The sequence below is a fragment of the Roseateles sp. L2-2 genome (assembly GCF_050613215.1).
GTDB lineage: Bacteria > Pseudomonadota > Gammaproteobacteria > Burkholderiales > Burkholderiaceae_C > Roseateles > Roseateles noduli.
This window is the reverse complement of sequence record NZ_CP192509.1, coordinates 4,516,920-4,538,841: the sequence shown is the minus strand read 5'-3', so window position 1 is coordinate 4,538,841 and position 21,922 is coordinate 4,516,920. Positions and strand designations below refer to the sequence as shown.

Annotated in this window: 21 protein-coding genes; 14 read left to right on the top strand and 7 right to left on the bottom strand. The window is 69.8% G+C overall.

What is annotated here, in order from left to right:
- Positions 1-3: 3 nt before the first annotated feature.
- Complete coding sequence (locus ACQZ13_RS20205) at positions 4-948, bottom strand: LysR substrate-binding domain-containing protein (RefSeq protein WP_431047532.1); 945 nt, start codon at positions 946-948, stop codon at positions 4-6.
- Between the two features lie 142 nt (positions 949-1,090).
- On the opposite strand from ACQZ13_RS20205, the gene ACQZ13_RS20200 reads away from it, so the two are divergent.
- From ACQZ13_RS20200 to ACQZ13_RS20185, 4 genes are all read left to right on the top strand, one after another.
- Positions 1,091-1,636 carry a YbaK/EbsC family protein gene (locus ACQZ13_RS20200; RefSeq protein ID WP_431047530.1) on the top strand — a complete coding sequence of 182 codons (546 nt, stop codon included), beginning with the start codon at positions 1,091-1,093 and terminating at the stop codon, positions 1,634-1,636.
- The gene (locus ACQZ13_RS20195; RefSeq protein ID WP_431047528.1) at positions 1,633-1,899 is read left to right on the top strand and encodes a DUF1289 domain-containing protein; all 267 of its coding nucleotides are present in this window, start codon (positions 1,633-1,635) and stop codon (positions 1,897-1,899) included. The genes ACQZ13_RS20200 and ACQZ13_RS20195 overlap by 4 nt, the downstream gene beginning before the upstream one ends.
- A gap of 11 nt (positions 1,900-1,910) precedes the next feature.
- Positions 1,911-2,552, top strand: a complete 642-nt coding sequence (locus tag ACQZ13_RS20190) for a 2-hydroxychromene-2-carboxylate isomerase (RefSeq protein WP_431047526.1) — start codon at positions 1,911-1,913, stop codon at positions 2,550-2,552.
- 287 nt (positions 2,553-2,839) lie between these two features.
- Positions 2,840-4,522 carry an MFS transporter gene (locus ACQZ13_RS20185; RefSeq protein WP_431047524.1) on the top strand — a complete coding sequence of 561 codons (1,683 nt, stop codon included), beginning with the start codon at positions 2,840-2,842 and terminating at the stop codon, positions 4,520-4,522.
- Positions 4,523-4,658: 136 nt separating this feature from the next.
- On the opposite strand, the gene ACQZ13_RS20180 is transcribed toward ACQZ13_RS20185, so the two are convergent.
- The gene (locus ACQZ13_RS20180; protein WP_431047522.1) at positions 4,659-5,552 is read right to left on the bottom strand and encodes a transglycosylase SLT domain-containing protein; all 894 of its coding nucleotides are present in this window, start codon (positions 5,550-5,552) and stop codon (positions 4,659-4,661) included.
- Positions 5,553-5,811: 259 nt separating this feature from the next.
- Between ACQZ13_RS20180 and ACQZ13_RS20175 the strand changes: the two genes are divergently transcribed.
- Positions 5,812-6,270: a hypothetical protein gene (locus tag ACQZ13_RS20175; protein WP_431047520.1), complete on the top strand. Its 459-nt coding sequence runs from the start codon at positions 5,812-5,814 to the stop codon at positions 6,268-6,270.
- Between the two features lie 180 nt (positions 6,271-6,450).
- Positions 6,451-6,672 carry a hypothetical protein gene (locus tag ACQZ13_RS20170; RefSeq protein WP_377156019.1) on the top strand — a complete coding sequence of 74 codons (222 nt, stop codon included), beginning with the start codon at positions 6,451-6,453 and terminating at the stop codon, positions 6,670-6,672.
- Positions 6,673-6,745: 73 nt separating this feature from the next.
- Here ACQZ13_RS20170 and ACQZ13_RS20165 read toward each other — a convergent pair whose 3' ends face one another.
- Complete coding sequence (locus tag ACQZ13_RS20165; RefSeq protein WP_431047517.1) at positions 6,746-8,299, bottom strand: sensor histidine kinase; 1,554 nt, start codon at positions 8,297-8,299, stop codon at positions 6,746-6,748.
- Positions 8,300-8,366: 67 nt separating this feature from the next.
- Complete coding sequence (locus tag ACQZ13_RS20160) at positions 8,367-9,392, bottom strand: GGDEF domain-containing protein (RefSeq protein ID WP_431047515.1); 1,026 nt, start codon at positions 9,390-9,392, stop codon at positions 8,367-8,369.
- A gap of 403 nt (positions 9,393-9,795) precedes the next feature.
- Here ACQZ13_RS20160 and ACQZ13_RS20155 point away from each other — a divergent pair, with 403 nt between their 5' ends.
- Together ACQZ13_RS20155 and ACQZ13_RS20150 are read left to right on the top strand one after the other, a co-directional pair.
- Positions 9,796-10,731, top strand: coding sequence for a DMT family transporter (locus ACQZ13_RS20155; RefSeq protein WP_431047513.1), 936 nt, complete (start codon positions 9,796-9,798; stop codon positions 10,729-10,731).
- 109 nt (positions 10,732-10,840) lie between these two features.
- Positions 10,841-11,629, top strand: coding sequence for an SDR family NAD(P)-dependent oxidoreductase (locus tag ACQZ13_RS20150; RefSeq protein WP_431047511.1), 789 nt, complete (start codon positions 10,841-10,843; stop codon positions 11,627-11,629).
- A gap of 42 nt (positions 11,630-11,671) precedes the next feature.
- Here the strand turns inward: ACQZ13_RS20150 and ACQZ13_RS20145 are convergent, their stop codons facing one another.
- Complete coding sequence (locus ACQZ13_RS20145) at positions 11,672-12,589, bottom strand: DMT family transporter (RefSeq protein WP_431047509.1); 918 nt, start codon at positions 12,587-12,589, stop codon at positions 11,672-11,674.
- A 95-nt stretch (positions 12,590-12,684) separates the two neighbouring features.
- On the opposite strand from ACQZ13_RS20145, the gene ACQZ13_RS20140 reads away from it, so the two are divergent.
- A complete protein-coding gene (locus ACQZ13_RS20140; protein ID WP_431047507.1) occupies positions 12,685-13,668 on the top strand; it encodes a quinone oxidoreductase family protein in 984 nt (327 codons plus the stop codon).
- Here ACQZ13_RS20140 and ACQZ13_RS20135 read toward each other — a convergent pair.
- Positions 13,648-15,369, bottom strand: coding sequence for an ATP-binding protein (locus tag ACQZ13_RS20135; protein WP_431047505.1), 1,722 nt, complete (start codon positions 15,367-15,369; stop codon positions 13,648-13,650). The two genes, ACQZ13_RS20140 and ACQZ13_RS20135, sit on opposite strands and share 21 nt — an antisense overlap.
- 311 nt (positions 15,370-15,680) lie before the next feature.
- A complete protein-coding gene (lspA, locus tag ACQZ13_RS20130) occupies positions 15,681-16,178 on the bottom strand; it encodes a signal peptidase II (protein WP_088405436.1) in 498 nt (165 codons plus the stop codon).
- Between the two features lie 151 nt (positions 16,179-16,329).
- On the opposite strand from lspA, the gene ACQZ13_RS20125 reads away from it, so the two are divergent.
- The 5 genes from ACQZ13_RS20125 (at position 16,330) to ACQZ13_RS20105 (ending at position 21,824) form a co-directional block, all read left to right on the top strand.
- Positions 16,330-17,748 carry a cache domain-containing protein gene (locus ACQZ13_RS20125; RefSeq protein WP_431047502.1) on the top strand — a complete coding sequence of 473 codons (1,419 nt, stop codon included), beginning with the start codon at positions 16,330-16,332 and terminating at the stop codon, positions 17,746-17,748.
- Positions 17,745-18,422, top strand: a complete 678-nt coding sequence (locus tag ACQZ13_RS20120; protein ID WP_431047500.1) for a response regulator transcription factor — start codon at positions 17,745-17,747, stop codon at positions 18,420-18,422. The genes ACQZ13_RS20125 and ACQZ13_RS20120 overlap by 4 nt, the downstream gene beginning before the upstream one ends.
- Positions 18,423-18,674: 252 nt before the next feature.
- Positions 18,675-20,753 (top strand): carbon starvation CstA family protein, encoded by a 2,079-nt coding sequence (locus ACQZ13_RS20115; RefSeq protein ID WP_088405439.1) that lies wholly within the window; start codon positions 18,675-18,677, stop codon positions 20,751-20,753.
- Positions 20,746-20,982, top strand: coding sequence for a YbdD/YjiX family protein (locus tag ACQZ13_RS20110; protein WP_431047498.1), 237 nt, complete (start codon positions 20,746-20,748; stop codon positions 20,980-20,982). The genes ACQZ13_RS20115 and ACQZ13_RS20110 overlap by 8 nt, the downstream gene beginning before the upstream one ends.
- Positions 20,983-21,014: 32 nt before the next feature.
- Positions 21,015-21,824: a hydroxypyruvate isomerase family protein gene (locus ACQZ13_RS20105; protein ID WP_431047496.1), complete on the top strand. Its 810-nt coding sequence runs from the start codon at positions 21,015-21,017 to the stop codon at positions 21,822-21,824.
- Positions 21,825-21,922 lie beyond the last annotated feature (98 nt).

The following is a 21,922-nucleotide window of genomic DNA, read 5'->3' as shown; positions in this document are numbered from 1 at the left end:
GAGTCAGGGCAAGACCGGCTGACCTGCCAGCGTCGCCGGCCACTGCCCGGTCAGCACCAGCTCCCGGATCACTTCGTCGACGAGATCGCTCACGGCGCGCGCCGCGGGGCCGGGCGAGCGCGTGAGCGCGAAGCAGCTGCAGATGGTCCGCCTGATCTCGGGATCGCGGATCACGGCCTGGCGCAGGTGACCCTGTCGCAGTTCCTCGCTGACCGAGCCCGGCGAGAGGATCGTGTACGCGAGGCCCGCGGCGACCGCTGTCTTCACGGCGGGCAGCGAGTCGATCTCGGCCACGACGTCCAGGTCGACGCCGTTCGCGCGGCAGGCGGCGTCGATGATGCGGCGCAGGCCGTGTTCGGTATTGGGCAGGATCATCGGCAGGCGGCTCAGCTCGCGCAGCGGGACCTCGCGCGCCAGCGGCGGCGCACCGGCACCGGCGGCGCTCACGAGCACCAGTTGCTCCGTCAGCAGCTGGCGCTGCGACAACCATGGCTCCTGGCGATCCTCGAAGAGGATGCTGAGCTCCAGCCGACCCGTCTGCAGCCATTCGCGCAGGAAACCGCTGTGGCTCTCGACGATGCGCAGCCGCACCAGCGGCAGCCGCGCGCGCACCAGTCGCAGCAGCGGCACCGTCGCGGCCAGCGCGACGGTCGTGGGCAGACCGAGGATCACTTCGCCGGTGAGGTGTTGACCGTCGGCCAGCACCGAGGCCTTCGCCGCTTCGAGTTCCGCCAGCACCTTGCGCGCATGCTCGACGAAGCGTCGGCCGTTGTCCGTCAGCGCCATGCCGCGGCTGGAGCGGACGAACAGCGTCGCGCCGAGTTCCTCCTCCAACGCGACGATGTGCTGCCCCAGCGCCGGCTGCGCCAGATGCAGCAGCTTGGACGCCTTCAGCAGGCTGCCGGCGTCGGCGACGCCGATCAGGTACCTCAGCTGGCGCAGTTCCACGACAGGATCTCCGGTGATGCGGGACGTCCCCGGCGGGAGGGGGACCGTCGCACGATACCTTCGCACCACGGCGATGTGCGCGAGCTGCGGTCTTGCGCCGCTGCGCCCAGCGCGCACCGACGGCCTTGGCACAATGCGTGGCATGAGCGACACGACCTCTCCCGCACCAACCGCCGCGACGTTCGCAGCGACGGACACCGCCCGCCCCGACGGTTTCCTCCGTGTGAGCGCCGCCCTGCGCGCGCTGTCCCATGAACACGAGCCGCGCTGGCTGGAAGTCTCCGCGCGCAGTTCGCAGGAGGCGGCCGACGCCCTCGGCGTCGCGCTGGGGCAGATCGCCAAGAGCGTCGTGTTCAAGCGCAAGGCTGACGGCGCCGCCGTGCTGGTGATCGCCTCCGGCGACAAGCGCGTGGACGAGCGCAAGCTCGAAAGCCACACCGGCAAGCTCGGCCGCGCCGACGCCGATTACGTGAAGGCGCGCACCGGCTTCTCGATCGGCGGCGTGTCGCCGCTGGGCTTCCAGCCGGCAGAGGAGGGCGCCCATCCGCAGCTGTTCATCGACCAGGAGCTGTTCCGCTTCGACGCGATCTGGGCCGCGGCCGGGCATCCGAACGGGGTGTTCCTGATGACGCCGCAGCAGCTCGTCGCGCTGACCGGCGCGCCGGTGATCGAGGTGGCGCAATCGTGAGCACCTCGACCTTGGCACCCATCACCGCCGACAACGTCGCGCGCACGCCGGAAGGCCGCGTCGCGTCGCCCTGCATCAACATCTGCAAGATGCACGAGCCCACCGCGCTGTGCCGCGGCTGCGCGCGCACGATCCCTGAGATCGCCGGATGGAGCAAGTCCGACGACGAGTCGCGGATCCGGCTGCTCAACCTGCTGCCGGAGCGGCGCGCGTTGCTGGCGTCGCACGGCGCCCTCGCCACCGAGCCGCTGCCCAAGGTTTGAACGGAGTGACGATGCGCACGATCGATTTCTACTTCGACCCGATCTCGCCTTACGCCGCGCTCGCCTTCGAGCGGCTGCCCGAGGCGCTGGCCGGTCGCAGCGTCGCGGTCCGCTACGTGCCCGTGCTCTTCGGCGCGCTGCTGAAGTCGCTCGACAACAAGGGACCGGCGGAGATCCCCGGCAAGCGCGACTGGACCTACCGCCAGGTGTCCTGGCTCGGGCATCGGCTCGGCGTGCCGCTGGACCTGCCGGCGTCGCATCCGTTCAACCCGCTGCCGCTGCTGCGCCTCCTGTGGGCCACGGCGCCCACCGGGCAGACGCCGGGCCGCTATGCGGTCGAGCGCGTCTTCCACCACATCTGGCGCGGCGGGCTCGACGCGGCCGATGCGCAGCGGCTCGCCGAACTGACAACGGACCTCGCGCCGATGCGCGACCCGGCCTCCGCCGAGGTCAAGACCGCGCTGCGCGAGGCCACCGACGCCGCCGTCGCACGCGGCGTCTTCGGTGTGCCGACGATGGCCGTCGACGACAAGCTCTTCTGGGGGCTCGACGCGATCGACATGCTCACCGGCTACCTCGACGGCGACGCGTGGTTCGACGGTCCTGCCTGGGACCTCGCGAGGACCTTGCCGGTGGGCGTGCAGCGCGGCTGAGCGCGACCCGTCGTCGTGACGACGACACGGTGCCGACGACGGATCGACGGTGGCGCTACCAGAGGGAGGCGAGGGCGCTTTCCCCTCAAATGTCGCCGTAGGGACATACCCTCTGCTGCGGCGCAAAGACCCCGAAATTCCGCATCGAGAAATACGAAGCGAGGGTTGCACCCGGGTTTGTCAGCCAGGGGCAAGCAAGTCGTCAGAAACGGGTCAGAGCGCGCTCGGATAGTCGCCCCCCAAGGGCCATCGGTCGATGGCCCTGGGAATCCCGAGGAGACAATCCCATGGCAACTGCAAGCGCAGTGACCACCAATGCGCCGATGACGGCCGAAGAGAAGAAGGTGATCTTCGCCTCTTCGCTGGGCACGGTGTTCGAGTGGTACGACTTCTACCTGTACGGCTCGCTCGCCGCGATCATCGGCAAGCAGTTCTTCACCGGCCTCGATCCGACGGCGCAGTTCATCGCGTCGCTGATGGCCTTCGCCGCCGGCTTCATCGTGCGCCCGTTCGGCGCGCTGGTGTTCGGCCGGCTCGGCGACATGATCGGACGCAAGTACACCTTCCTGGTGACCATCCTGATCATGGGCCTGTCGACCTTCATCGTCGGCGTGCTGCCCACCTACGACACCATCGGTCCCGCCGCGGCGGTGATCCTGGTCGGCCTGCGCCTGTTGCAAGGCCTGGCACTGGGCGGTGAATACGGCGGCGCCGCGACCTACGTCGCCGAGCACGCCCCGCACGGCAAGCGCGGCGCGTACACCTCGTGGATCCAGACCACGGCGACGCTGGGCCTGTTCCTGTCGCTGATCGTCATCCTGGGCACCCGCACGGCGCTCGGCGAGGCGACCTTCGCGGCCTGGGGCTGGCGCATCCCGTTCATCGTGTCCATCCTGCTGCTGGCCATCAGCGTGTGGATCCGGCTGTCGATGAACGAATCGCCCGCCTTCCAGAAGATGAAGTCCGAGGGCAAGACCTCCAAGGCGCCGCTGTCCGAGTCCTTCGGCCAGTGGAAGAACCTGAAGGTCGTGCTGCTGGCGCTGTTCGGCCTGGTGGCCGGCCAGGGCGTGGTCTGGTACACGGGCCAGTTCTACGCGCTGTTCTTCCTGCAGAGCGTGGTCAAGGTCGATCCGGCCGCGGCCAACATCATGGTGGCCGTCGCGCTGCTGATCGGCACGCCGTTCTTCGTCGTGTTCGGCACGCTGTCCGACAAGATCGGCCGCAAGCCCATCATCATGGCGGGCCTGCTGCTGGCGATCCTGACCTACTTCCCGCTGTTCAAGGCGCTGACCAACGCGGCCAACCCGGACCTGGCCCGCGCGCAGGAAACCGCGCAGATCACGCTGACGACCGATCCGGCGCAATGCTCGTTCCAGGGCAGCCCGATCGCGCGCGACGTGGACTTCGTGACGCCTTGCGACATCGCCAAGCGCGCCCTGGCGCAAGCCGCGGCGAACTACGAGACCGTGCCCGGCGCGGCCGGCTCCGGCCAGGTCAAGATCGGCGACAAGGTCATCGAGGCGCCCACCGCCACGCTGACCGCCGGCGGCCACAAGTTCGACGAGGACAGCGCGAAGAAGATCGCCGCGTTCAAGAAGGACCTGGGCGACGCGATGAAGGCCGCGGGCTACCCGGCCAAGGCCGATCCGGCCAAGGTCAACACGCCGCTGGTGATCGCGATCCTCGCGGTGCTGGTGCTGTACGTGACCATGGTCTACGGCCCGATCGCCGCGATGCTGGTGGAGCTGTTCCCGACCCGCATCCGCTACACCTCGATGAGCCTGCCGTACCACATCGGCAACGGCTGGTTCGGCGGTCTGCTGCCCTCCATCAGCTTCGCGATGGTGGCGCAGAACGGCAACATCTATCACGGCCTCTGGTACCCGATCGGCATCGCCGCCGTCACCCTGGTGATCGGCCTGCTGTTCGTCCGCGAAACCAAGGACGTGGACATCTACGCCCGCGACTGAGCGAGCGCAGGCACGATGGCATCGGCGCTCCGGCGCTGATGCCGCCAACGACAAGGGCGGCCTTTCGGCCGCCCTTGTTCATTTCGGCGATCGGCCCGCGCGAGGCGGGCCGAGTGGCGTGTCGCGCCTGTCGGCGTCAGCCCGCCGCCTTCATCTGCTGCGCCTTCGCGAGAACCGACGACGCGTACTCGGCGGCCTTGATCTCGCGGCCGTAGGAGTCGGTCGCGCCCGGCGCCCAGTTGTCGCCGCCGTTGTACTTCTGCAGCATGTTGGTGGCGTCGCCGCCCTTGTCCGCGAGGATCACGCCGGCCATCGCGATCTGGTCCTTCGGATCGTTGTGGTCGTAGGCGTGTCCCATCTTTTCCTGGAACTTGCCGGCGTACGCCTGACGCGTGCCCGGCTCGACCTGCATCAGGCCGTCGCCCGCGCTGGGGCTGCCGTTGAGGCCCTTGCCGAACTGGCTTTCCTTCTCCATCTGCGCGGCCAGGATGTAGGGGTCGACGCCGGTCTTCTTGCCGGCCTCCTGGCAATCCTTCCAGAGCTCCGCCGGCATGCCAGACGGGCCTTTGCCGCCGCTCGTCGAGGACACATCGCCCACGTTCGACGGCGCGCCGGAGCCGGACACCGGCGGGGCGTACGACGGCTGCTGGGCCTGATAGGCGTTGTTGGGCTGGTAGGCGTTCGAGGCGCCTTGCGGGCCGCAGGCACCCGATGCGCCTTGAGGACCGCCCACGCCCTGCGGCGCGCCCGCGCCGGAAGCGGCCGAGGGTCCACCGCCGCCGCCGCCACCTCCACCGCCGCCACCGCCGCCGCCTTGAGCCCCCTGCTGCTGTTGCTGTAGCGCCTTCATGATCTCGTTGATCAGGAGGTTGAGGATCTGGAGGATCACCTCGGTCAGCTTGGCCTGGATCTCGGCCGCGCCGCCCGGCGCCTGCGACAGGCCGGAGAGGCCTCCGGGTCCGCCGAGGGCGTCGAGACCGCCTGGGCCTCCGAGTCCGCCTAGGGGTTGGTTCTGGAAGCTCACAGACATGGCAGGTCTCCTTCAGGGTTGGGGTGGCTGACGACAAAAGGCCATCTTGGGCACTGGTCCGCGCGGCGCCAGCCAGATCCGAAGCAGCGTCCGGAACCGCGAAGACAGGCGAAGGCGTGACGCAGGCCGGGGGCGAATGGGCGCCGTCCCCGCGACTTCGCGTCGATGCGCGCTGCTTCGCGAAGTGCGGCGCGGGCATGCGGGGCGCGTGCAAGGCTGTTCGTGAGCGGCCCGTCTCAGCCACCGTGAGCACCCCACCATGTTCCTGCAGTCCCCGCCTTCCTTCGACAGCGCCGCGCCCTTCGATCCGATGTCGGGCAGCGGTGGCGGCTTCCCTTCCGTGCTGCCCGCGCCGGAAGCGTCCTGGTCCGGGCGCCGCATCCTGTCGGCCTGCCTGCTGCTGGCCTGCCGGATCGGCCGTCACGACGAAGCCGCGGCGATCGGGGCGGCGCTCGCGCGCGAGCTCGGCGACGAGCGCGCCGTCACGGTGCTGATGGCCGTCGGGGCGCTGCTGGGCGGGGACGTGTCGGTCGGCCGCGCGCAACTGGCCGCCGAGCAGCATTCCGGCGAAGCCGACGCCGCCACGCTGGTGTTCGCGATGGTCGATCGTCTGGGAGGCGGCCAGCACGCATGGCGGCCGCTGGTCGAGCGCGTGCTGTCCACCAGCAGCGATCCGACCTGGCGCGCGATCGCTTATGCGATCGAGCAGATCGGCTGAGCCTCACCGCATTCCTCACCGCATTCCTCACCGCATTCCTCACCGCATTCCTCACCGCATCTTGCGGGATTCACGCCTGGATACAGCCCGCGCTCAGCCTGCTGTCAGGCTGGCTTCCCACAATGGCCTCCGATCCGGTCAGTCTGTCGCGACCGGCAACCTCAAGAGGATTTCGGAACCATGTGGAAAATCGTCGTTGGATTCATCGTCTTCGCTGCCATCGCGCTGTTCGTGCTGATGAAGAGCGGCGGCAACATCGACCTGACCGGCGAGAAGCACGATGTGACCGGCGGTCACGCGGACCAGGCCGCCAGCGATGCGGCCTCGGCGGCGATGGCGGCGGCCTCCGCGGCGCTGCCGGCTGAAGCGGCGTCGGTCGCCGCCTCCGGCGCCTCGCAGTAAGCGAGGGCTTCGGCGACGCAGCGCGCGTCGCCGATCCCGGGGACCGGTCAACCGATCCGATCGGCCGATCCGATCAACCGATCCGGTCCTCGCTGGCGGCGCGCAGGGGCGCGTCGACCGGCAGGCGCATCATCATCCAGGTGCCTTCGCCCGGACGCGAGATCACCTCGATCTGACCGCCCAGCACGTTGGTCACGATGTTGTGCACGATGTGCATGCCCAGTCCCGATCCGCCCTTGCCGAGCTTGGTCGTGAAGAAGGGATCGAAGATCCGGCGCACGATCGAGGCGTCCATCCCGTGGCCGTTGTCGTCGACGCAGAGTTCCACCATCGCGTCGTCGAGCCGGTGGCAGCTGACCCGCACTTCGCCTTGCGTCTCGCCCTCGAAGGCGTGGACCAGCGTGTTCATCAGCAGGTTGGTGAGCACCTGGCCGAGCGCGCCGGGATAGCTGCTCATGCGCAGGTCCGGCTGCAGGTCGGTGACGATGCGGAAGGGCGTGTGCTTGAAGCTGGGCTCGACCATCACCAGCACGTCCTCGCAGACCTGCGCGAGCTCGAAGTCGCGCCGCGTGTCGCTGGTCTGGTCGATGGCGACCTGCTTGAAGTCGCGCACCAGGTCGGCCGCCTTCTGCACGTTGCGGTGCAGGATGTCCTGGCCGCGCCGCGTGTCCTTGACGAGTTCCTCGAGCTGGCTGCGCCGCATCGGCGTGTTGTCGGTGAGCATGCGGTCGAGCTTGCCCCAGCGGTCTTCGAGCGCGGACACCACCGTCAGCGCGTTGCCCAGCGGCGTGTTGAGCTCGTGCGCGACGCCCGCGACCAGGCGGCCGAGCGAGGCCAGCTTCTCCGACTCGACCAGTTCGCGCTGCGCGGTCTTGAGGTTGGCCAGCGCCTGCGTGAGCTCGACGTTGGCCTCGGTCAGCTCGACGGTGCGCTGCGCCACCTGCTCCTCCAGCGTGCTGGCGTGACCGCGCAGGTCGTCGAAGGCCTTCAGCAGCGCGAGCCGCATGCGTTCCATGGCCTTGCCGACGCGGGCGATCTCGTCCTCGCCGCCGAAGGCCAGCGGCCGGTCGAGCTGACCGGACGCCAGTTCGTCGGCGGCCTCGGACAGCCGCGCGATCGGGCGCAGCACGCGACGCTGCATCACGACGAGGATCAGCCCCAGCGACACGGTCAGCGTGAGCAGGCTGCGCCACAGCGCGTTCCAGAGGTCGTCGCGCTTGCGCGCCATCAGGGGCTCGGCGCTCATGACGACGGTGAGCCTGGCGATCTCGCGGCCGTCGCGCAGGACCGGCCGCGTCTCGGTGAGCGTCATCGCGTCGTCGGGCGTGCCGCGGTGGAATTCGACGAAGGCCTGCTGCGCGGCGTTCTCGGTCACGACGACGGAGACGAAGCGCGGATCGTCGACCTGGGCCTTCACCATGGGCTCGGCCAGGTCGGGCGAGACCTGCCAGATCGGCTCGGCCAGCGACAGCGCCAGCACTTCCGACACGCGCGACAGGTCGCGCTGCAGGTCCTCCATCACGACGCGGCGGCTGAGCTGCTGCTCGTACAGCAGCACGCCGCCGGTCGGCAGGGCCAGGCCCGCCACCAACGCCAGGATCACGGCGTTGCGCAGAGAAGTCTTCATCAGGGCCACGTCCGTCCCTCTGTCCCACCCTTGTTCCGGCCGATTATGCGGGTCGACGGTGACGGGCTCATGCGGCGAAACGCTCATCCGCCGCCAGCACGGTCACGCGGTTGCGCCCCTGGGCGCGGGAGGCCTGCAGCGCCTGGTCGGCCCGGGCGATGAAATCGCGCGCGCTCTCGCCCTGGCCGAGCTGCGTGACGCCCACCGAGAGGCTCAGGCGCCGGTCGGTCTCCGCCTGCAGCTGGCCGACGCCGTGGCGCAGCTGCTCCGCGAGGGTGTAGGCCTCGTGCAGGCCGGCGCCCGGGATGAGCAGCGCGAACTCGTCGTCCTCGATGCGCGCGGCGACGTGGTGGCTCTGCGCGATGCTGCGCACGGCGTTGGCGACCTGCTGCAGCGTGTCGTTCAGGCGCGCCTCGCCCAGGCGCTCGCGCAGCGCCGGGAAGTCGTCGATGTCGCCCAGCAGCAGGCAGGGCGCGGTCGGCGTGCCGGCCTCGGGGCTGTGCAGGCAGTCGGCCAGCGCGCGGTCGAAACCGCGCCGGTTGCTCAGACCCGTCAGCGGGTCCAGCAGCGCCTCGCTGCGGGCGCGGTGGACCTCCTGGCGCAGCGAGGCCACTTCCTGCCGGCTCGCCTCCAGCTTCGCCACCAGACCGTGGACCGCGTGGCGCATGTCCTGCGTGCCCTGCAGCGCGGCGGACAGCACCTGGACATGCTGTCCCGGCGCCGCCTCGCGCAGCGAGCGCTCCCAGCCCTGCAACGCGCGTGCGTACTGCTGCACCTGCTGACCGGCCTGGTCGGTGCAGTCGGACACGCCGCGCAGCACGTCGCCGACGTCCTGCGCCAGCGTGACGGCCATCTGCTCGTCCAGCTCGGCGATGTGCCTGCGGTAGAGCGCCCAGGTCTGGGGCTCGTCCAGCGTGCCGCCGTCCTGGGTCAGGCTCATCAGCTCGCGGCTCAACGCGCCGTTCATCGCGGTCACATGCTCGTACCAGACGGCGTACGTGACCGGATGCAGCGCGGCGCGCTGTCTGGACATCAACGGCAAGGCGGTGCGCAGCGCCTGCGCGCTCGCGGCGATGCTCTCGGTGTATCTCATCGGCAGGGTCCCTCTCAGGTCCGGAACCTGTCGCGTCCGTCGACGCGCGGTCCCTTGTCGTTTCCTTTTCCCCACTACCACCGGCCGCTTCGAGGCGGCCGGCGCCTCCGGACTTCGGCGTCCCGGTGCCAGGTCTTGAGGGCGCGTCCGCACATCGGGAGTGAGGGGAACAACTATTCACGCGGGATGGGACAGGGGAAGGGACACGCCTGCGATCACCGAGCAGAAGCCGGCAGCGCCGGTGCCCCTCTTCGCTCAATCTCCTCCTCGCCGCTCGGAATTCGCTCCGAGGGGCACCGGCGCCGCCGGCTTCGAGACATCGGGGCGTTTCGTGGGGCGAGCTGCAAGCGAACGTTGCCCCTTCGCGAATGCGTGCCGCGTGTCGATTCCTAGAATCGACCGCATGAGCAGTTCCCCCTCCGCGGCGCCGGTCGCCCCCGCCGATCCGGCTTCGGCACGCGTGCCGCTCAGCGGCCTGCTGCTGGCCGTCGGCGGTGCGATCGGGTTCTCCGGCAAGGCGATCATCGTCAAGCTCGCCTACCGCCACGATGTCGACGCCGTCACGCTGCTGATGCTGCGCATGCTGCTCGCGCTGCCGCTGTTCCTGCTGCTGGCCTGGTGGGCCGGCCGCGGCAAGCCGGCCCTGACCGGCCGCGAGAAGCTCGCCGTGCTGGGCCTGGGCTTCAGTGGCTACTACCTCGCCAGCTTCCTCGACTTCGCCGGTCTGGCCTACGTCAGCGCCAGCTTCGAACGGCTCATCCTGTACCTCAACCCGACCATCGTGCTGCTGCTGTCCTGGGCGATGTTCGGACGCCGCGTGACGCTGCGCCAGGCGGGCGCGCTGGCCGTCAGCTACGCCGGCGTGCTGCTGGTCTTCGGCCATGAGCTGCAGGTCGCCGGCGCGAACGTGTGGCTGGGCGGCGGACTCGTCTTCGGCAGCGCCGTCGCCTACGCGCTGTACCTCGTCTACAGCGGCGAATGGGTCCGGCGCCTGGGCGCCATGCGGCTCACCGGGCTGGCCACGTCGGTCGCGTGCGGCTTCTGCATCGCGCAGTTCCTGCTGTTGCGGCCGGTGTCAGGGCTCGCGGATCTCGCGCCGGCGGTGTGGTGGCTGTCGGTGCTGAACGCGCTGGCCTGCACCTTCGCGCCGGTGCTGATGGTCATGATGGCGATCGAGCGCATGGGGGCGGGTATCGCCGCGCAGACCGGCATGGTGGGCCCCATGTCCACGATACTGATGGGCGTGCTGATCCTCGACGAGCCGCTCACCGGCTGGGTCGTCGCGGGCACGGTGCTGGTGCTGGGCGGCGTGTGGCTGCTTGCGCGCCAACGCCGTTGACGCCCTGCGCCCCTCTTGCTCCCTCTCCCGCTTGCGGGAGAGGGCAGGGGTGAGGGCCAGCGGCGGCGGCAGTGCGCCAGCCCTCTTGCAATGAAGAACGGAGATCGACATGGACTTGGGACTGACGGGCAAGTGGGCCCTGGTGTGCGCGGCGTCTAAGGGCCTGGGCGCGGGCTGCGCCGAGGCGCTGGCTGCTGAAGGCGTCAACGTGGTGATCACCGCGCGTGGCGAGGACGCGCTGCAGGCGCAGGCCGCGAAGCTTCGCGGCATCAACCCTTCGGTGCAGGTCGTGGCCGTGGCCGGCGACATCACCACCGAAGCCGGCCGTGCCGCCGCGCTGGCCGCCGCGCCGCAGGTGGACATCCTGATCAACAACGCCGGCGGCCCGCCGCCCGGCGATTTCCGCGATTGGGAACGCGAGCAGTGGCTCGCCGCGCTGGAAGCCAACATGCTGACGCCGATCGCGCTGATCAAGGCGACGGTGGACCAGATGTCGGACCGCGGCTTCGGGCGCATCGTCAACATCACCTCGGGCGCGGTGAAGGCGCCGATCGACGTGCTGGGCCTGTCCAACGGCGCACGCTCGGGCCTGACCGGCTTCGTCGCCGGCATCGCGCGCCAGTCGCGCATCGCCGGCCGCAACGTGACGATCAACAACCTGCTGCCCGGCGCCTTCGACACCGAACGCCTGCAGAAGACGATGGCCGCCGGCGCGCAGAAGTCGGGCCAGCCGGTCGACGACGTGCGCGCCAAGCGCATGTCGGCCATCCCCGCGCAGCGCTTTGGCAGCGCGGCGGAGTTCGGCGCGATCTGCGCACTGATGTGCTCGTCCCACGCGGGCTACCTGACCGGACAGAACATCCTGCTCGACGGCGGGTCGTACCCCGGCACGTTCTGACCGGGCGAGCGGAGATCCTCTGCCGAAACCTCTGCCGAATCCTCAGCGCTTGGCCGAGGACACCAGGATCCCCGCCGCGATCAGCGCGAAGGCCGCGCCGTGGAACCACGCCGGCCATTCGCCCAGCAGCGCGGCCGACATCAGCGCCGCGAAGACCGGCGTGAGGTTGCCGAAGAAGGCGGCCAGCGTCGGCCCCGCCTGGGCGACGCCCAGTCCCCAGCAGCGGTACGCGATCAGCGAGGGCCCGATCGCCACATAGACGAGCGCCGCCGCCAGCGGCCAGCCCCACTGCACCGGCGGCACGCCGACCGCCTGCTCCACGCCCGCCGAGCCCCAGCCGAAGGCCACGCCGAACAGCATCTGCGCCATCAGCAGCGCGGACCAGTCCCAGTCGGGCCGGCGCTCGCCCTGCATGTGCGCGGGCGGCCGCGCCAGCAGCCAGCTGTAGAAGGCCCAGCTCAGCACGGCCAGCAGCATCATCAGGTCGCCCGCGACGAACGCCACCTGCGCCAGCCGTTCGAGGTGGCCGCGCGAGATCACCAGCGCCACGCCCGCCAACGACAGCGCGGCGCCGGCGAGTTGGCGGCGCGTCGGCCACACGCGGTAGAGCAGGGCACCGACGGCCAGCATCCAGACCGGCAGGCTCGCGGCGATCAAGGTGACGTTGAGCGCCGTCGAGCTGTGCAGCGCCTGGTACTGCAGCGCGTTGTAGCAGCCCATGCCGAGCACGCCGGTCAGCGCGAAGTAGCCCCAGCGCGCGCGCAGCGGGGTCAGGTCTTGCAGCAGCGCCCGCGCGGGACGCGCGATCAACACCAGCAGCACGAAGGCCAGCGTCCAGCGTGTCGCGTTGAGCAGCAGCGGCGACACCAGCGGCACGACCGAACGCCCGACGACCGCGTTGCCCGCCCACAGCAGCGGCGGCAGCGTCAGCATCAGGGCCAGTCGTGGGGTCAAGGTCATTGCGACGATGCACCGGAAACGCGAGACTGGCACGATAGCCGCGATCGACGCGTCGGGCGACGCGCGAGCGACACACCCCCATGAGGAGAACCCTGATGAGCGACAGAGCCGTGCGCATCTCGCAACCCGGCGGACCGGAGGTCCTGACGATAGCAACCGTCGAGGTCGGCGACCCGGGCCCCGGCGAGATCCGCATCCGACACGCGGCCTGCGGCCTCAACTACATCGACATCTACCACCGCAGCGGCGTCTATCCGCTGCCGTCGCCCACCGGCCTGGGCATGGAGGGCGCCGGCGTCGTCGAGGCGGTCGGCGAAGGGGTCACCCACCTGAAGCCCGGCGATCGTGCCGCGTACGCGAGCCAGCCCATCGGCGCCTACGCGACCGCGCGCGTGATGCCCGCGAAGTGCGTCGTGAAGCTGCCGGACTTCCTGAGCTTCGAGCAGGGCGCCTCGATGATGCTCAAGGGCATGACGGTGCAGTACCTGCTGCAGCGCACGTTGCCGCAGGGCGGGCTGCAGCCCGGCGATCACGTGCTCTTCCACGCCGCGGCCGGCGGCGTCGGCCTGATCGCCTGCCAGTGGGCGAAGGCGCTGGGGCTCCGGCTCATCGGCACCGCCGGCAGCGATGCGAAATGCCGGCTCGCGCTGGACCACGGCGCGGAGTTCGCGATCAACTATTCGACCGAGAACTTTGCGGAGCGCGTCAAGGAGATCACCGGCGGCCAGGGCGTGAAGGTCGTCTACGACTCGGTCGGCGCGTCGACCTGGGAAGGCTCGCTCGCGAGCCTGCGACCCTTCGGCCTGATGGTCAGTTTCGGCAACGCGTCCGGCGTGGTGCCGCCGGTGTCGCTGAAGGCGCTGGCGGCGTCGGGGCTCTACCTGACGCGGCCGTCGCTGTTCGTGCACCTGTCCTCGCTGGCGGTCACGCAGGAGATTTCTGGCGCGCTGTTCCAGGCGGTCGAAAGCGGCGCGGTGAAGATCGAGGTCGAACAGCGTTATCCGTTCGACGAGGTCCAGCGCGCCCATCGCGAGCTGGAAGCCCGCACGACGACGGGCTCAGGCGTGCTGCTGGTTTGACCCGGCGGCGGCGAGCGGCGGATCCAGATCCGCCGCCACCGTCTCCGCGTCCAGCAGCGCGTCGTTGGCGCTGTCGTCGGTGACGATGCGGCGCGGCGCCGGCAGGTCGTCGAGGTCCGCCGGCACGGTGTCGGCGCCGAAGTCGGTGGCGGGCTCGTCGTCCAGCGATCCGGCCGTCGTCTCGTGGACGTCGACGTCCACGGTCTCGGTGCGCAGCACCTCGTCCAGCACCAGCGGCTGCGACACCTTGACCTCGAAGCTGAAGCAGGAGCCGGCGCCGGGCTGGCTCTCCACCTGCACCTCGCCGCCCATCAGCTCCACCAGGCGTTTGACGATGGTCAGGCCCAGACCGGTGCCGCCGTAGCGGCGCGTGATGCTGCCGTCGGCCTGCGTGAACGGGCTGAAGATCTGCGCGATCTGCTCGCGCGTCATGCCGATGCCGGTGTCGTGCACCGCGATGCGAAGACGCAGCGGGCCCGCATGGGCAGGTTCGTCGCCGCCGTCGGCGTCCACGCGCTGGATGTCGACGCGGACCTCGCCCTTCTCGGTGAACTTCAGCGCATTGCCGACCAGGTTCACCATGATCTGGCGCAGCCGCAGCGCGTCGCCCAGCAGATGCTGCGGCACGCCCGGCTGCACGCGCGCATGCAGCTGCAGGCCCTTCTCGTGCGCCTGCAGCAGCAGCGGGTGCAGCGCCTCGCGCAGGCAGTCGTGCAGGCTGAACGGCGCCTGGTCGATGATCACGCGGCCGGCCTCGATCTTGGCGATGTCCAGCAGGTCGTTGATGATGACCATCAGCCCCTTGGCCGAACTGTGCGCGAGTTCGATGAACTTGCGCTGGCGTTCGTTGAGCTCGGTCTGCAGCACCAGCTCGGTCAGGCCCAGCACGCCGTTCATCGGCGTGCGGATCTCGTGGCTCATGTTGGCCAGGAAGGAACTCTTGGCCTGGCTGGCGGCTTCGGCGGCTTCGCGCGCGGCTTCGAGTTGCGCCTGCGTGGCCTTGAAGTCGCCGATGTCGCGCGCATTCAGCTGCAGCACGACTTCGCCGCTGACCGGGTCGCGCATCGGGCGTGCGTCGACGGCGTGCCAGCGGCGGCCGTTGGCGGTGTTGATCTCAAGTTCGGCGCCGAAGGTCTGGCCGCCGCGCACCTGCGCGACGATGCGCCGCGCCAGGTCGGGTTCCGGGAAGATCGCGCTGAAGTCGGTCGCGCCTATGGTCTTGCGCAGGCCGTTGAAGCACATCGCCGCGGCCGGGTTGCGCATCAGCGTGCTGCCGTCGCGCAGCGAGAACACCGCGATCCGCACGGAGGTGTGCTGCAGCGCCTCGACGCCGCGCAGCAGGCTCTTGTCGACGCCGCTGACCAGCGAGTCCGCCGCGAACAGCATCACCTGGCGCTTGTCGGGCGTGCGGATGCCGCGGGAGACCAGCATCACCGTCGCCGGCTGGCCCTTGGGATAGAGCGTCCATTGCTCGCGCACGAGCTTGCCCTGCGTGTGGTCGGCGGCGGTCACCGCCAGCCGCTCGGCCACCGAGGGGCTCATGTCGCTGAGGTCGCGGGAGAGGAATTCCTCGGCGCTGTCGGCGCGCCAGAAACCCAGCGCGGCGGCATTGGCCCAGAGGTTGCGCTGACGCTCCTGGTCGTAGACCCACATGGGCACATCGAGCCAGTCGTAGTGGGTCAGGCAGGAGAAGTCGAGCATGGAGACGAGGCCCTTGTCGGCCCTGTTCTTGGTTACGTTTGGTCGCAGCGGATTGTCGCCGTGGGCCGTGTCCTGTCCATGGCGGCGATGTCCACTTCGTCACGTCGAAGGCCCAGGCGTGCCGAACCCCTGCGCACCTGCGTGACGGCCTCCCTCTTCAGGACAAAGGCTATGCGGGCGGACGTGGCGACGCCAGCCTCGTTTCTCCGGAGGAACCCTTGGTCCGAACGGCGCGGGGGGGCGTGTGCGGTGGGCGCGCTCCCGCGCGCCCGGTGATCAGCCGCTCAGCTGCTCAGCTGCTCAGCTGCTCATCAGCCCCGTTTGACGCGGCGCAGCTCGTCCCAGATCAGCAGGACGGCGCCGATCGTGATCGCGCTGTCGGCGATGTTGAACGAGGGGTAGTACCAGCCGCCCCAGTGCAGCTGGATGAAGTCGACGACGTAGCCGTGCAGCAGCCGGTCGACGATGTTGCCGACCGCGCCGCCCAGGATCAGGCTGAGCGCCCAGGCGAACTGCGTCTGGTGGCCGTGGCGGCGCAGCATCCAGACGATGAAGATCGTCGCGACCACGCCCAGTCCGACGAAGAACCAGCGCTGCCAGCCCGAGGCGCCGGCCAGGAAGCTGAACGCCGCGCCGGTGTTGTGGACCCGCACCAGGTTGAAGAAGGGCAGGACGTAGTGGCTGTCCCCGTACTGGAAGCTGTGCAGGATCAGGACCTTGGTGAACTGATCGGCCACGATCACCAGCAGGGCGATCGCCAGCCACTGGATCAGGCGGTTGTTCGACGAGGACGGGGACTTGGTGGCCATGGATGCTGCGCGGAGGGAAGGGCGTGCCCGGCGGATATCCTCCGGGCGCGGAACCCGCAACTGTAGCGCCCGCCGCGCCGGCGCCGTGCGGCTACAGTGCGGGCCCGTTGAGGATCCGATGAGGACCCCATGAGGACCCCATGAGGACCCGATGAGACTGCGCCTGAAGATCCTGCTGCTCGCGCTGCTGCCGCTGGTGGCCTCGCTGCTGCTGATCGCGGTGGCGGTGCGCCAGCAGGAGCGCGAGCTGCTCGCCCGCGAGCACGCCGCCGTGCAGCGCGCCTACATGGACGCGCGCCGCGACGAGCTGCGCCATTACGTCGAGCTGGCGGTCAGTACGCTGCAGCCGCTGTACGAGCGCTCGCCCGGCGCGGCCGCCCGGACCAGCGACGCCGATGTCGAACGCGACAAGCGCGAGGCGCTGCGGCTGCTGTCCTCGCTCGACTACGGCGAGGACGGCTACTTCTTCGTCTACGACCTGCAGGGCAGGGTGCTGATGCACTCGCGCCAGCCGGAACTGCTCGGACGCGATCTCTGGGGCCTGCGCGATCCGCTGGGCCGGCCGACGATCCAGCAGCTGGTCGGCCAGGCCCGGGCCGGCGGCGGCTATGTCGAGTACCTCTGGCGCAAGCCGTCCAGCGGCGAGATGGCGCCCAAGCTGGGCTACGTCGTCGCGATGGAGCGCTGGAACTGGATGCTGGGCACGGGCCTGTACCTGGACGGCATCCGCGCGACGCTGGAGCAGCTCGACCGCGAGGCGCAGGCCAACATCGCCCGCACGATGTGGGGCATCGCGGCGATCGCGGTGTTCGGCGTGGCGCTGATCAGCGCCAGCGCGCTGGCGCTCAACCTCAGCGAGCATCGCCAGTCCGAGGCCCGGCTGCGCGCGCTGGCGCACCAGGTCGTGCGCTCGCAGGAGGACGAACGCGCGCACCTGTCGCGCGAGCTGCACGACGGCGTCAGCCAGACGCTGGTGTCGACCAAGCTGCTGATCGAATCGGCGCAGCAGGCGGGCTCGACGGCGCTGCTGCCGCGCGCGCTGGAGCGGCTCAACGCCAGCCTGAGCGAAGTGCGCGGGCTGTCCCACCGCCTCCGTCCGGCGCTGCTCGACACGCTGGGCCTGCCGGCGGCGCTGGAGCACCTCGCGCGCGAGTTCGACGAGGCCGGCGCCGTGCCCGTCTCGATGCGCGTGGCCGGCACGCCGCGCGAGCTGCCCGAGTTGCTCAATACCGTGCTCTTCCGCGTCGCCCAGGAGGCGCTGACGAACGTCGCCAAGCATGCGGGCGCGGCGCGCGTGGAGATGTCGCTTGAGTTCGCGCCCGAGGACGCGCGAGGCGATGCCGCCGCCGTGCTGCTGCGGGTGCTGGACGACGGCGCGGGCTTCGATCCCGCCGACGCCGAACACGACGATCCGAGCCACGGCATCGGCCTGCGCAACATGCGCGAGCGGATGGCGTCGGTCGACGGTGTCCTCGACCTGCAGTCCAGCCCCGGCCACGGTACGCAGGTCGAGGCCGTCGTGCCCGCGTCGGCGATCCGCCGCCTGGCGCGCGACAATCCCGTCCCATGAGTTCCGAGCCTTCCCCCGGCGCCGCCGAGTCCGGCACGGCCGCGCCCGTGCGCATCCTGCTGGTCGACGACCACCCGCTGGTCCGCGAGGGCGTGCGTTCGCGGCTGCAGGGCGAGGCGCGCTACCTCGTCGTCGGCGAGGCCGGCAACGCGGAGGAGGCGATGATGATGCTGATCGCCACGCAGCCGCAGGTCGTGCTGCTGGACGTCGGCCTGAAGGGGCACAACGGCATCCAGCTCGCGCAGACGATGCTGGAGCGCGTGCCCGACCTGCGCGTGCTGATGTACAGCATGTATGACAACCCCGAGTACGTGCAGCGCGCGCTGCAGGCCGGTGCCCGCGGCTATGTGCTCAAGGACGCGCCGGCGGCCGAGATCGTCGCGGCCATCGACGCGGTCGCGGCCGGCGGCACTTTCCTCAGCCCCGGCGTCTCCAAGCGCATGTTCCGCAGCCAGCAGCCGCGGCCCATCCTCTCGCCGCGCGAGAGCGAGATCCTGTCCGCGCTGGCCCGCGGCGAATCGAGCAAGCAGATCGCCCGCACCCTCGACCTGTCCGTGAGGACCGTCGAGACCCACCGCCAGAACATCAAGCGCAAGCTCGAGCTCGAAGGGCAGGCGGAGTTGATCCGTTACGCGGTGGAGCATGCACGCGGTCTCCATCGCGACGAGGTCTGAGGGCGCAAGCGTCCGAGGGCGGCACGCCCCGCGGCGCCCCGGCGCCGCGGCGGACACGGTGCCAGGCCGGCCTGGCGGCTGTCATGCGACCGGTGCCCAGGGTTTCCACTTAAGCGCTCCTACGCCGGTCGGCTAGTCCCCGCGACGGATGTGCGAAACCGCACAGGAACGGAAACTGCCGCCGCAAGACAGCCCGCGCGTGTCGTCGTCCTTCGTGGTCGCCGTGGCGCGCGACCATAAAAGGAGACATCGATGTCGAACATGAGTCGCCACCTCGCCTGGGCGGGCGTGGCCATCCTCGGGGCTTTCGCCCTGGCCACCGTCGCCCTGGCGAACGGCGAGGCGGTCAGCGCGCTGTGGGTCGTCGTCGCGGCGATCTGCGTGTACCTGATCGGCTACCGCTACTACAGCCTGTTCCTGGCCACCAAGGTCCTGGGCCTGGATCCCACCCGCAAGACGCCGGCCTGGAAGCACAACGACGGCCTGGACTTCGTCCCGACGCACAAGTACGTGCTCTACGGCCACCACTTCGCCGCGATCGCCGGCGCCGGTCCGCTGGTCGGCCCGGTGCTGGCCGCGCAGATGGGTTATCTGCCGGGCCTGCTCTGGATCCTGGCCGGCGTGATCTTCGCCGGCGCGGTGCAGGACTTCATCGTGCTGTTCATCTCGACGCGCCGCGACGGCCGCTCGCTGGGCGACCTCGTCAAGCAGGAGATGGGCACGGTGCCCGGCGTGATCGCGCTGTTCGGCGCGTTCATGATCATGATCATCATCCTGGCGGTGCTGGCGCTGATCGTCGTGAAGGCGCTGGCCGGATCGCCCTGGGGCACCTTCACCGTGGCGGCGACCATCCCGGTCGCGCTGTTCATGGGCGTGTACCTCAGATTCATCCGCCCGGGTCGCATCGGCGAGGTGTCCATCATCGGCTTCGTGCTGCTGATGCTGGCCATCGTCGGCGGCCAGTGGGTGCATGAGAGCCCCGCCTGGGCGCCGCTGTTCACCTACGACGGCAAGGCGCTGACGTGGATGCTGATCGGCTACGGCTTCGTCGCCGCCAGCATTCCGGTGTGGCTGCTGCTGGCGCCGCGCGACTACCTGTCGACCTTCCTGAAGATCGGCACCATCATCGCGCTGGCCGTCGGCATCGTGATCGTCGCCCCGCCGATGCAGATGCCCTCGTTCACGCAGTTCGCGGCCGGCAACGGCCCGGTGTGGTCGGGCAACCTGTTCCCCTTCCTGTTCATCACCATCGCCTGCGGCGCGGTGTCGGGCTTCCATGCGCTGATCAGCTCGGGCACCACGCCCAAGATGCTGGACAACGAGGTCAACGCGCGCTTCATCGGCTACGGCGGCATGCTGGCGGAATCCTTCGTCGCGGTGATGGCGCTGGTGGCGGCCTCGTGCATCGAGCCGGGCGTCTACTTCGCGATGAACAGCCCGGCGGCGCTCGTGGGTTCCACCCCCGACGCGGTGGCGGCGACGCTGTCCACGTGGGGCTTCGTGATCACGCCGGAGATGCTGGTGCAGACGGCCAAGGACGTCGGCGAGAACACCATCCTCGCGCGCGCCGGCGGCGCGCCGACGCTGGCGGTGGGCATGGCCCACATCCTGCATCAGGTGGTGGGCGGCAAGGCGATGATGGCCTTCTGGTACCACTTCGCGATCCTGTTCGAGGCGCTCTTCATCCTGACCGCCGTCGACGCCGGTACGCGCGCCGGCCGCTTCATGCTGCAGGACCTGCTGGGCACCTTCGTCCCGGCGCTCAAGCGCACCGAGTCGCTGCCGGCCAACCTGATCGCCACCGGCCTGTGCGTGGCGGCGTGGGGCTACTTCCTGTACCAGGGCGTGGTGGATCCGCTGGGCGGCATCAACACGCTGTGGCCGCTGTTCGGCATCGCCAACCAGATGCTGGCTGCGGTGGCGCTGCTGCTGGGCACGGTGGTGCTGTTCAAGATGAAGAAGGACCGCTACGCCTGGACGACCATCCTGCCGGCGGGCTGGCTGCTGATCTGCACGATGACGGCGGGCTGGCAGAAGATCTTCAGCGACGACCCGAAGGTCGGCTTCCTGGCGCATGCCGCGAAGTACGCGGACTCGCTGGCGGCGGGCAAGGTGCTGGCGCCGGCCAAGAGCCTGGAGGCGATGGAGCGCGTCATCTTCAACGACCGGCTGGATGCGGCGCTGTGCGCGCTGTTCATGTTCGTGGTCGTCAGCGTGCTCGTGTACAGCGTGAAGGCGGTGCTGAAGGCGCGCGCGGAGCGCAAGCCCTCGGTGAGCGAGACGCCGTTCGAACGCATGCCGGAAGGTGCGACGGCGGGCGGTCATGCTTAAGCAGGCGGCGGAAGCGGCCCAGGCTGCGCTGTCGGCGGCCTCGGACGTGCTGCAGGCCGGGCGCTACATGGCGCGCGGCGTGCGCCAGCAACTGATCGGCGCGGACTACGGCGCCTATCTGGCGCACATGGGCCGCACTCATCCGGACCAGGCGCCGCTGAGCTACGAAGCCTTCTTCCGTGAACGGCAGGAGGCCCGCTACAGCTCGCGCACTGGTCGCTGCTGCTGAGCCTCGCGCCGGGCTCGGTGACACTACGCCGCATGCCCCGCTTCGCTGCCAACCTCAGTTTCCTGTACCAGGAGGTGCCGTTCCTGGAACGCTTCGATGCTGCGGCCCGGGACGGGTTCGCGGGTGTGGAGTGCCTGTTCCCCTACGACGTGCCGGCGGTGGAGTTGCGTGCTCGCGCCGAAGCGCTGGGCTTGAGCATCGTGCTGATCAATGCCCCGCCGGGGGACTGGTCGACGGGTGAGCGCGGTCTGGCTTCCATCGAGGGCAGGGAAGAGGACTTCCACGATTCCATCGAGCGCGCGCTTGCCTATGCCTCGGCGGTCGCAGCGCCGCGCGTGCATGTGCTGGCCGGCGTGCTGGGCGCCGAAGACGAGCGCAACGCGGCGATCGCGCGCTACGAGGAGCGCTTGCATTGGGCGGCGATGCAGGCTGCTCGATCGGGCATCGATCTGATGATCGAGCCCATCAATCCGCAAGACATGCCCGGCTACCTGCTGCAACGGCAGGACGAGGCGCATGCGATCGTCGAGCGTATCGGTGCGTCCAATCTGAAGGTTCAGATGGATCTTTACCACTGCGGGCGTGTCGAGGGCGACGTGGTTGCGCAGGTGCGTCGCCATCTGCCGTCGGGGCGCGTGGGTCATTTCCAGATCGCCGGCGTGCCCGACCGGCATGAGCCGGACGACGGCACGCTCGACTGGCGGGGCGCGCTTGCTGCGATCGATGAGATCGCGGTGACGACGGGATGGGAGGGGTGGATCGGCTGCGAGTACCGGCCACGCGACGCCACGTCGGGCGGCACCTCTCGCGGGATCCGTCGATGGCGAAATAGCAAAGATTAGTTGCGCAGCGTCGGGGAACTCACGTTCGCGGATGGCGTGCATCGATGCACCGGCTGTGGGCTACGGCGCCTGGCATATGGGCACGCGGCAATGAAAAA

What these genes read in the sequence shown, in the direction of transcription:
- ACQZ13_RS20200 (WP_431047530.1), top strand. Translation starts at nt 1,091, where the DNA reads ATGAGCGACACGACCTCTCCCGCACCAACCGCCGCGACGTTCGCAGCG.
- ACQZ13_RS20190 (WP_431047526.1), top strand. Translation starts at nt 1,911, where the DNA reads ATGCGCACGATCGATTTCTACTTCGACCCGATCTCGCCTTACGCCGCG.
- ACQZ13_RS20185 (WP_431047524.1), top strand. Translation starts at nt 2,840, where the DNA reads ATGGCAACTGCAAGCGCAGTGACCACCAATGCGCCGATGACGGCCGAA.
- ACQZ13_RS20180 (WP_431047522.1), bottom strand. Translation starts at nt 5,552, where the DNA reads ATGTCTGTGAGCTTCCAGAACCAACCCCTAGGCGGACTCGGAGGCCCA.
- ACQZ13_RS20175 (WP_431047520.1), top strand. Translation starts at nt 5,812, where the DNA reads ATGTTCCTGCAGTCCCCGCCTTCCTTCGACAGCGCCGCGCCCTTCGAT.
- ACQZ13_RS20170 (WP_377156019.1), top strand. Translation starts at nt 6,451, where the DNA reads ATGTGGAAAATCGTCGTTGGATTCATCGTCTTCGCTGCCATCGCGCTG.
- ACQZ13_RS20165 (WP_431047517.1), bottom strand. Translation starts at nt 8,299, where the DNA reads ATGAAGACTTCTCTGCGCAACGCCGTGATCCTGGCGTTGGTGGCGGGC.
- ACQZ13_RS20160 (WP_431047515.1), bottom strand. Translation starts at nt 9,392, where the DNA reads ATGAGATACACCGAGAGCATCGCCGCGAGCGCGCAGGCGCTGCGCACC.
- ACQZ13_RS20155 (WP_431047513.1), top strand. Translation starts at nt 9,796, where the DNA reads ATGAGCAGTTCCCCCTCCGCGGCGCCGGTCGCCCCCGCCGATCCGGCT.
- ACQZ13_RS20150 (WP_431047511.1), top strand. Translation starts at nt 10,841, where the DNA reads ATGGACTTGGGACTGACGGGCAAGTGGGCCCTGGTGTGCGCGGCGTCT.
- ACQZ13_RS20145 (WP_431047509.1), bottom strand. Translation starts at nt 12,589, where the DNA reads ATGACCTTGACCCCACGACTGGCCCTGATGCTGACGCTGCCGCCGCTG.
- ACQZ13_RS20140 (WP_431047507.1), top strand. Translation starts at nt 12,685, where the DNA reads ATGAGCGACAGAGCCGTGCGCATCTCGCAACCCGGCGGACCGGAGGTC.
- ACQZ13_RS20135 (WP_431047505.1), bottom strand. Translation starts at nt 15,369, where the DNA reads ATGCTCGACTTCTCCTGCCTGACCCACTACGACTGGCTCGATGTGCCC.
- lspA (WP_088405436.1), bottom strand. Translation starts at nt 16,178, where the DNA reads ATGGCCACCAAGTCCCCGTCCTCGTCGAACAACCGCCTGATCCAGTGG.
- ACQZ13_RS20125 (WP_431047502.1), top strand. Translation starts at nt 16,330, where the DNA reads ATGAGACTGCGCCTGAAGATCCTGCTGCTCGCGCTGCTGCCGCTGGTG.
- ACQZ13_RS20120 (WP_431047500.1), top strand. Translation starts at nt 17,745, where the DNA reads ATGAGTTCCGAGCCTTCCCCCGGCGCCGCCGAGTCCGGCACGGCCGCG.
- ACQZ13_RS20115 (WP_088405439.1), top strand. Translation starts at nt 18,675, where the DNA reads ATGTCGAACATGAGTCGCCACCTCGCCTGGGCGGGCGTGGCCATCCTC.
- ACQZ13_RS20110 (WP_431047498.1), top strand. Translation starts at nt 20,746, where the DNA reads ATGCTTAAGCAGGCGGCGGAAGCGGCCCAGGCTGCGCTGTCGGCGGCC.
- ACQZ13_RS20105 (WP_431047496.1), top strand. Translation starts at nt 21,015, where the DNA reads ATGCCCCGCTTCGCTGCCAACCTCAGTTTCCTGTACCAGGAGGTGCCG.